This window comes from Kytococcus sp. HMSC28H12 (assembly GCF_001816045.1).
Classification (GTDB): domain Bacteria; phylum Actinomycetota; class Actinomycetes; order Actinomycetales; family Dermatophilaceae; genus Kytococcus; species Kytococcus schroeteri.
Window position 1 is genome coordinate 1 of sequence record NZ_KV824356.1, and the last position, 7,414, is coordinate 7,414.

Here is a 7,414-nt window from a genome sequence, read left to right on the forward strand (position 1 = left end):
TGGGCGCCCCCTGGCTGGGGGCGCCCACGGCGCAGGGCTGCGATGGTGGGGCTCAGGCGTCGCGGCGCGGGGAGGTCGTGTCCCCGCCGTCCAGGCGCTCTCCGGAGCGCAGCGGGCGCTCCTCCTGGTACTCCCCGTAGGGCACCTCGGTCTCGGGGGCGCGGTGGTCGCGGCGGGTCGTGCCGTGCTCGCGGAGGGTGCGTGCCTCGCGGGCGTCGCGCTCCAACACCTTGTGCTCCTTCCGGTGGCGCGCGTTCCGGCGGGCCCCGGCCGTCATGAGCCACAGGCCCAGGCCGATGGCGAGGAGCGAGACCATGCCGCTGAGGAACAGGGTGAGCGCCGGCATCGTGGTGCTGACGTTGAACGCCTCCAGCGTGGTGGAGCCGTCCGCGCCGGTCACCACGTAGAGGATGAACAGCACGGCAACGAGCAGGATCAGCAGGCCGATGAGGAGCATGGAGCCGCCTTCGAGGAGGGTGGGGGACGATGCGCGCTCAGGCTACTGCGCCGACCACTGCCCGGTGAGGAGTCGCAGCACGGCCACCGCCCCGGCCTTGGACAGCGGCTCGTTGTTGTTGCCGCACTTGGGCGACTGCACGCAGCCCGGGCACCCGGCCTTGCAGGGGCAGCCCTCCACCGCGGCCAGCGTGGCCTCCACCCACGGGCGGCGCGCCGCGAAGCCCCGGTCGGCGAAGCCGGCCCCACCCGGGTGCGCGTCGTGCACCATCACCGTGGGCAGGCCCGTGTCCGGGTGCAGCACGGTGGAGACCCCGCCGACGTCCCACCGGTCGCAGGTGGCCACCAGGCCCAGCATCCCGATGAGGGCGTGCTCGGCAGCGTGCAGGGCGCCGGCCAGCTCCAGGTCGTCCACGCCCGCCGCCTCGAGCACCTCGGGGGTGAGGGTGAACCACACCGAGCGGGTCGGCATCGTGCGTTCGGGCAGGTCCAGCGGGTGCTGCCCGAGCACCTCACCGCTGGGCAGCATCCGGCGGAAGGCCGTCACCCGGGTGCGCACCAGGACGTCGCCCACGCACCAGGTGACCCCCTCGGCGGGGGCTTCGTCGCGCACGGCGGTGACGTCGAAGGCCTCCTCGGTGACCGCCCGGGTGGTCCACCCCGGGTCGCCGACGGCCACCGTGGCCACGCCCTCCTCGAGGTCCAGGTCGGTCACCACGTGCGTCACACCGGCGTGCAGGTAGACCGCGCCGGTGTGCACCGTGGAGTCCGCCCGCCCCGCGTCGATGGTGCCCAGCACCCGCCCGGTGCGCCCCTCCACCAGCTGCAGCGTCCCGGCCATGCCGCGCAGGTCCACCAGGTCGTGCGGGCGCTGCGACCCCGCCCAGTACCAGCCGGTCGGCCGCTGCCGCAGCATGCCGGCGCGCACCAACGACTCGCGCACCGTGGCCGTGCCCGGCCCGAACCACAGGGAGTCGGCCTCGGTCAACGGGATCTCCTCCGCGGCGCAGGCCAGGTGCTCGGCCAGCACCCGCGGGTTGGTGGGGTCCACCACCGTGGCCTCCACGCCGCTGTCGAAGATCGCCTCCGGGTGGTGCACCAGGTAGCCGTCCAGCGGGTTGTCGCCGGCCACCAGCACGGCCAGCGCCGGCTGCCCGGAGCGCCCCGCCCGGCCGGCCTGCTGCCAGAAGCTCGCCCGCCGCCCGGGCCACCCGGCCATCACCACCGCGTCGAGGCCGGAGACGTCGATGCCCAGCTCCAGGGCGGTGGTCGCGGCCACGGCCCGCAGCCCACCCTCGCGCAGGCGCCGTTCGATGCCGCGGCGCTCCTCGGGCAGGTACCCGCCGCGGTAGGCCGCCACGGCGTCACCGAGGTGACCGGCTCCGGCGAACCCGAGCTGGTCCGCGACGGCCCGGGCGGCCACCTCGGCACCGACGCGCGAGGTGGTGAACGTGAGCACCTGGCGCCCCCCGGCCACGAGGCGTGCCGTCGTGCGCGCGGCCTCGGTGAGGGTGGACGGGCGCTCGCCGCCGTCGGCCGCATCGGGCTGGGGGTCCCACAGGGCGTAGGTCATGGGGCCGCGCGGGGAGCCGTCCTCGGTGACGGACTGCACCGGCGCGTCGAGCAGGCGGCTGGCGTGCTCGGCCGGGTCGGCCACGGTGGCCGAGGCGAGCAGCACCGTGGGCTCGGCGCCGTAGCGCCGGGCGATACGCAGCAACCGGCGCAGCACGAGGGCCACGTGGGCGCCCGGCACACCGCGGTGGGTGTGGCACTCGTCCACCACCACGTAGCGCAGGCGGCGCAGGAAGGCCCGCCACCGCTCGTGGCCGGGCAGCAGCGAGTGGTGCAGCAGGTCGGGATTGCTCAGTACGTAGGTGGCGTGCTGGCGGGCCCAGGTGCGGGCGTCGGGCGGGGTGTCGCCGTCCACCACCGCGGGGCGCACACCGGGCACCATCCACGCCTCCACGGCGGCCAGCTGGTCCTGGGCCAGGGCCTTGGTGGGGGCCAGGTAGAGGGCGTTGGCGCCGCGGCCGGTCACGTGGTGGGAGCCGTCGGCCAGCGCCGAGAGCACCGGCAGCAGGTAGGCCAGCGACTTGCCCGATGCGGTGCCGGTGGCCACCACGGCGTGGCGTCCGGCGTGGGCGTGCTCGGCGAACTCGGCCTGGTGGCTCCACAGCTGCTCGATGCCGGCACCTCGCAGCGCCGCCTCGACCTGCGGGTTGAGCCACTCCGGCAGGGGTGCGGTCACCGCATCGCGGGCGGGACGGGTCTCGGTGTGCACCAGCCGGTCGGCCAGTCCACCGGCGGTGAGCAGCCGCACCCAGTCCGCCGGGTCCGGCGCGGGCCCGCCCTCCACGGGGGCGGTGGCGTCAGCGGGCATGGGGCCATTCTCACGCAGGAGGTCCGGGCTCTGGTGGGCGGCGTGCGTGCGTCCGTGGCAGGGGGTGGCCCCGACCACGGGGCCACGCCGGCGGCCGGGTCGCTCGGTTAGCGTCGCCGTCCGAGGCCGGGCCACGCGGGCCCGGCGGACGGGAGAGAGATGGACCTCGGGATCTGGATCGTGCTGCTGTTGTTGCTGCTGCTGGTGGTCATCGCCGTGGTGGTGCTCTACAACGCCCTCGTGCGGGCCCGCAACGCCATGCGCCAGGCCAGGCACGGCATCGAGGTGGCCCTGACCCAGCGCCACGACCTGCTCACCAAGCAGATGCAGGTGGTGCCCGCCGCGGTGCAGGCCGAGACCGCCTTCCAGGAGCGCGTGCTCGAGATGCGCCGCGCCCAGCCGGTCGAGCAGATGTCGGTGCCGCAGCTGGAGGAGGCCGACCGGGCCATGGACCGCGCCCAGTCGGCGGTGAACGTCACCGCCGAGGCGTACCCGGAGTTCCGCGCCAACGCCTCGTTCGTGGAGCTGCAGAAGTCGGCTGCCTACACCGAGGAGCAGCTCAGCGCCGCCCGCCGCAGCTACAACGCCGCGGTGGCGCGCCTGGACGACCGGCGCGAGATGTTCCCGTCCAACCTCGTGGCGGCCGTGTTCGGCTTCGGCACCGAGCCGATGTTCCGCGCGAGCGAGACCGAGCGTGCCGACGTGGACCTCTCAGGCCTGGCCGACCTGACCGGTGGGGACGCGGGCCGGGCCCGGCCCGCGTCGCTCTCCTGACCCACCCACCGACCCACCTGAGGGAGGAGCACCGTGCGCCAACCCGACCCCGCCACCGTCGTCGACACCGCCGGGGTGGACCCCGAGGCCTTCCGGGAGGAGCGTGACCGCCTCGGCCGGTCGACCGCGCTGGTCAAGCGGTGGCTGCCCCTGGTGATGGTCCCGGTGATCGTGGTGCACCTGCTGGGGATGCTCGGCGTGGTGCCCATGAGCACCTCGGTGCCCCTCTTCATCGCGGCCGTGGTGGTCGTGGCGGGTGCGGCGTTCCTGTTCAACGCGGTCCGGTCCCGCCGGGCACGGCCGTTCCGTGAGCGGGCCGATGCCGAGCTGGTGCAGCCGGTGCTGTCCTCCTGGGCGAGCGAGGTGGACCGCCTCCACGGCACCACCGGGGGCCACCTCCAGCTCGGGGCGGCCGACGAGCGGCTGCTCCGCGATGCCGGCATCGTGGACACCGGCGACTCCGTGCACTGCGGCGAGTCGGTCACCGGCGTGGTGGCCGGCAGGTCGCTCGCCGTGTGCGAGTACCGCATCACCGAGCAGCAGGGGTCGGGGGAGGACCGCGAGACCGTGCAGATCTTCCGGGGTCTCGTGGCCTGGCTGCCGCTGGCCCGCGCGGTCCGCGGCGAGGTGCGGGTCTCACCGCACTCGCGGGCGGGCTTCACCGGGGGCAGTCGCCTCCTCGGGGGCCGGGGCCTGGCGATGGAGAACCCCGCGTTCTCCGACTGGTTCCGCGTGGAGGCCACCGACCCCCAGCAGGCCTACTACCTGCTCACACCCACGGTGCAGCAGCACCTGGCGGCTCTGGCCCACCGCCACCAGGGTGACCTCGCCCTCCGGGCGGTGGACGGCCAGCTTTTCCTGGCGCTGGACCTGCAGCGCGACCTGTTCGACCTGGACCTGGACTCCCGGGCCGAGGTGCGCCAGGACCTGGAGCGCATCGCCGGCGAGCTCAACGACGTGCTGCAGGTGGCGGGCGTGGCCGGCGCGTGGCCGGAGGAGGTGGCCGGTGGCCATGGCGCCCAGGAGGCGGCATCCGTCGGCTCCGCGCAGCCGATGACGGTCACATCGGGCCTGTCGACCGAGCCGGAGGCCGTGGCGCCGCGTCGCCGTGGCGGGCTCTCCCGGCTGGGGGCCCTCCTCCCGGTGGTGCTCTTCGCCGGGTGGGTCTTCTTCGTCTCCAGCGGGCGCGTGCCGGTCTTCAGCGATGAGGGCGGGTTCGCCCTGGGGCCCAAGGTCCTCATCGTGGTGGCCGGCGGGCTGGTCGTCCTACAGCTCGTCCGACAGGCGCTGAGCTCGCGCCGCTGAGGGGGACCGGCCGCCTCAGACGACGACGCCCCCGGCGCGGACGGCCTGCAGGAGGCGCTCGCCGAGCAGACCGACGCCCACGGCGATCATGGCCAGACCGGCCAGCCGGGTGGTGACCTGCGCGGCGCCGGGGCGGGAGGCCAGCACCCGTCCCGCGGTGGTGCCCAGCAGGAGGTAGAACGCGCCGCTGATGACCACGTGCACCAGGCCCAGGGTCGCCAGCTGCGCCGGGAGCGACCAGGACTGTGCCGGGTTGGTGAACTGGGGGAGGATCGACAGGAAGAGCAGCATGGCCTTGGGGTTCAGGCCGCTCACGGCCATGCCCCGCGTGACGTACCCGAGGGGGCCGGTGGCCATCACCTGCCCCTCCGGTCCTGCGGGGCCCGTCGTGCTGCGCAGCGTGCGCACGCCGAGCAGGACGAGGTACCCGGCCCCGCCGACCGTGAGGGCCACCAGTGCGAGCGGGGCCTCGGCGAGCAGCGGGCCCACCCCCACGGCACCGACGGCGGTGATCAGCACGTAGCCGAGCGCGAGGCCGCCCACGGCGGGGGCCACCACGCGGTCCCGCAGCGAGGCGCTGAGGACGTACGCCCAGTCCGGGCCGGGCACCGCGATGAGGGTGAGCGCGATCGCCGCGAACCCCATGACCAGTCCCAGTTCCACGCCGTCCTCCTCCACGAGCCCCGTCCGGCGGCGGATCCCGGCCGGCGAGCGGGACGATAGGTGAGAAACGGCAGAATGTGCTGCCCGAATCGGCTGTGCGTTCGGTTGTCCGTAGAAGAATCAGCAACCATGGACGCATTTGACCGCAAGATCCTTGCCGAACTGCAGGTGGATGGACGACTGAGTGTCACCGAGCTCGGTCAGCGCGTGGGCCTCACGGTCTCCCCGACCCACCGCCGGCTGAAGGACCTGGAGGCCTGCGGGGCCATCACCGGGTACCGGGCGAGCGTCGACCCGCGGGCGCTGGGGCTGGGCTTCGAGGCCCTGGTGTTCGTGACCATGGGGCAGGAGGACCGGGCCACCCTGCTGGCCTTCGAGGAGGCGGTGGCCGGCATCCCCACGGTGCTGCAGGCGCAGCGCCTCTTCGGTGACCCCGACTACCTGCTGCGCGTCCGCACGGAGGACCTCGACGCCTACGCGCGCCTGCAGGACGACGTGCTCTCCTCGCTGCCCGGGGTGCAGCGCCTCACCTCGACCCTGGTGCTCAAGACCTTCGTGGCCGACCGGCCGTACCCCACCGACCTGGGCCGGTGAGGCACCCCACCACGGGTCCACGCACGCGGCCGGTCGCTCGGGGTGGCTGGTGACCCGCGGCCTCAGGCCATGAGGCGCGCGGCCCCATTGAGGGCCAGCACCACGCCGATGATGCCCACCACCCAGGCCATCTCGGTGCCGGCCCGGCGGTCGAGCCAGCTGCCGATGCGCCCGAGCGGGCCGTCGGCCCGGCGACCGAGGGCCGTGCGCGCCGCCACCAGCAGCAGGCCGGGTGCCACCATCACCAGGCAGTAGGCGGCAAGGGTTCCCAGTCGGCCGACGGTGGGAAGGTCCGAGCCGAGCAGCATCCCGAGGGCGCCCAGGTAGGGCAGCATCGAGGCGGCCTCCACGAGCCCGGCGGCCAGGGCGATCCCCGCGACGGTGCGCGCCCCGGCATCGGGTCCGAGGGCGTGGCGCATCCACTCCTTGCTGCGGCGGGCGCGCTCGGCCCACGGGCCCGGGAGGGCGACGGTGCCGTCGAGCACGTAGCTGAGGCCCACCAGGGCGATGCCGCCGGCCACCCACGTGGCGGGGTGCCGGGTCCAGTCGGGCCAGCCGCCGAGGCTCGCGAGGGCCTGCTGGCCGCCGAGCAGGAGGGCCACGCCGAGCAGCCAGTAGAAGACGGCCATCACTGCCAGGTGGGCCACGACGCGGCCGCCGGCGCGGGGGTGGGCGAGCAGGGCGATCACGGGCAGCACGAGGGTGCCGAAGCTGGTGCTGTCGAGCAGGGCGAGCCCAGCGAGGGCCAGGTGGCTGCCGGCGTCCATCATCACTCCTTGGAAGTACAGGTGTGTTGCCATGCAGTCTGGGGTGGGGTCCGTGGCGTTGTCAACACACCTGTGTTGTTTCCGTGGCACGATGGGGCCATGCCCCGCCTCGCCGACCACGCCGCCCGCCGCGCCGCCCTGGCCGACGCCGTGTACGCGCTGGTCGCCCGCGAGGGGCTGCACGCCGCCTCGGTGCGCGCCGTCGCCGCGGAGGTGGGCTGGTCGCCCGGCGCGGTGCGGCACTACTTCTCCGCCCAGCACGAGCTGCTGGCGTTCGTCATGGCCGAGATGGGCGACCGCATCGGCGCACGGGTGGTGCAGCTGCGTGCCGAGCAGGGGCCCGGGCCCGAGCGCGCGCGGGCCACCCTCGAGCAGCTGCTCCCGCTGGACGACGAGCGGCGCCGGGAGGTGGCCACCTACCTGGAGTTCGTGGCGGGCGGGCGCACCGACGAGCGGTTGGCGCCGGCGGCCACCG

8 protein-coding genes are annotated in these 7,414 nt (G+C 74.7%); 4 read left to right on the forward strand and 4 right to left on the reverse strand.

Translation table 11 applies throughout. The features are described 5' to 3' along the window. Nucleotides 1-52: 52 nt before the first annotated feature. The gene (locus HMPREF3099_RS03725; RefSeq protein ID WP_070704132.1) at nt 53-457 is read right to left on the reverse strand and encodes a hypothetical protein; all 405 of its coding nucleotides are present in this window, start codon (nt 455-457) and stop codon (nt 53-55) included. 42 nt (nt 458-499) lie between these two features. Then, on the reverse strand, nt 500-2,836 hold the full coding sequence (locus tag HMPREF3099_RS03730; protein ID WP_070704147.1) for a DEAD/DEAH box helicase: 2,337 nt from the start codon (nt 2,834-2,836) through the stop codon (nt 500-502). Between the two features lie 159 nt (nt 2,837-2,995). Between HMPREF3099_RS03730 and HMPREF3099_RS03735 the strand changes: the two genes are divergently transcribed. Both HMPREF3099_RS03735 and HMPREF3099_RS03740 read left to right on the forward strand, forming a co-directional pair. Next, entirely contained in the window at nt 2,996-3,610 is a 615-nt protein-coding gene (locus HMPREF3099_RS03735) for a LemA family protein (protein WP_070704135.1), read from the forward strand. Nucleotides 3,611-3,643: 33 nt separating this feature from the next. Beyond that, entirely contained in the window at nt 3,644-4,915 is a 1,272-nt protein-coding gene (locus HMPREF3099_RS03740) for a DUF3137 domain-containing protein (protein ID WP_070704138.1), read from the forward strand. 15 nt (nt 4,916-4,930) lie between these two features. On the opposite strand, the gene HMPREF3099_RS03745 is transcribed toward HMPREF3099_RS03740, so the two are convergent. Then, complete coding sequence (locus tag HMPREF3099_RS03745; RefSeq protein WP_202816679.1) at nt 4,931-5,578, reverse strand: LysE family translocator; 648 nt, start codon at nt 5,576-5,578, stop codon at nt 4,931-4,933. A gap of 129 nt (nt 5,579-5,707) precedes the next feature. Between HMPREF3099_RS03745 and HMPREF3099_RS03750 the strand changes: the two genes are divergently transcribed. Further along, on the forward strand, nt 5,708-6,172 hold the full coding sequence (locus tag HMPREF3099_RS03750) for an Lrp/AsnC family transcriptional regulator (protein WP_070704141.1): 465 nt from the start codon (nt 5,708-5,710) through the stop codon (nt 6,170-6,172). 62 nt (nt 6,173-6,234) lie between these two features. On the opposite strand, the gene HMPREF3099_RS03755 is transcribed toward HMPREF3099_RS03750, so the two are convergent. Continuing rightward, nucleotides 6,235-6,972, reverse strand: a complete 738-nt coding sequence (locus tag HMPREF3099_RS03755) for a GAP family protein (RefSeq protein ID WP_083323467.1) — start codon at nt 6,970-6,972, stop codon at nt 6,235-6,237. A 66-nt stretch (nt 6,973-7,038) separates the two neighbouring features. Between HMPREF3099_RS03755 and HMPREF3099_RS03760 the strand changes: the two genes are divergently transcribed. Further along, nucleotides 7,039-7,414: TetR/AcrR family transcriptional regulator (locus HMPREF3099_RS03760; protein WP_141761975.1), on the forward strand; the 376-nt coding region annotated here is incomplete at its 3' end.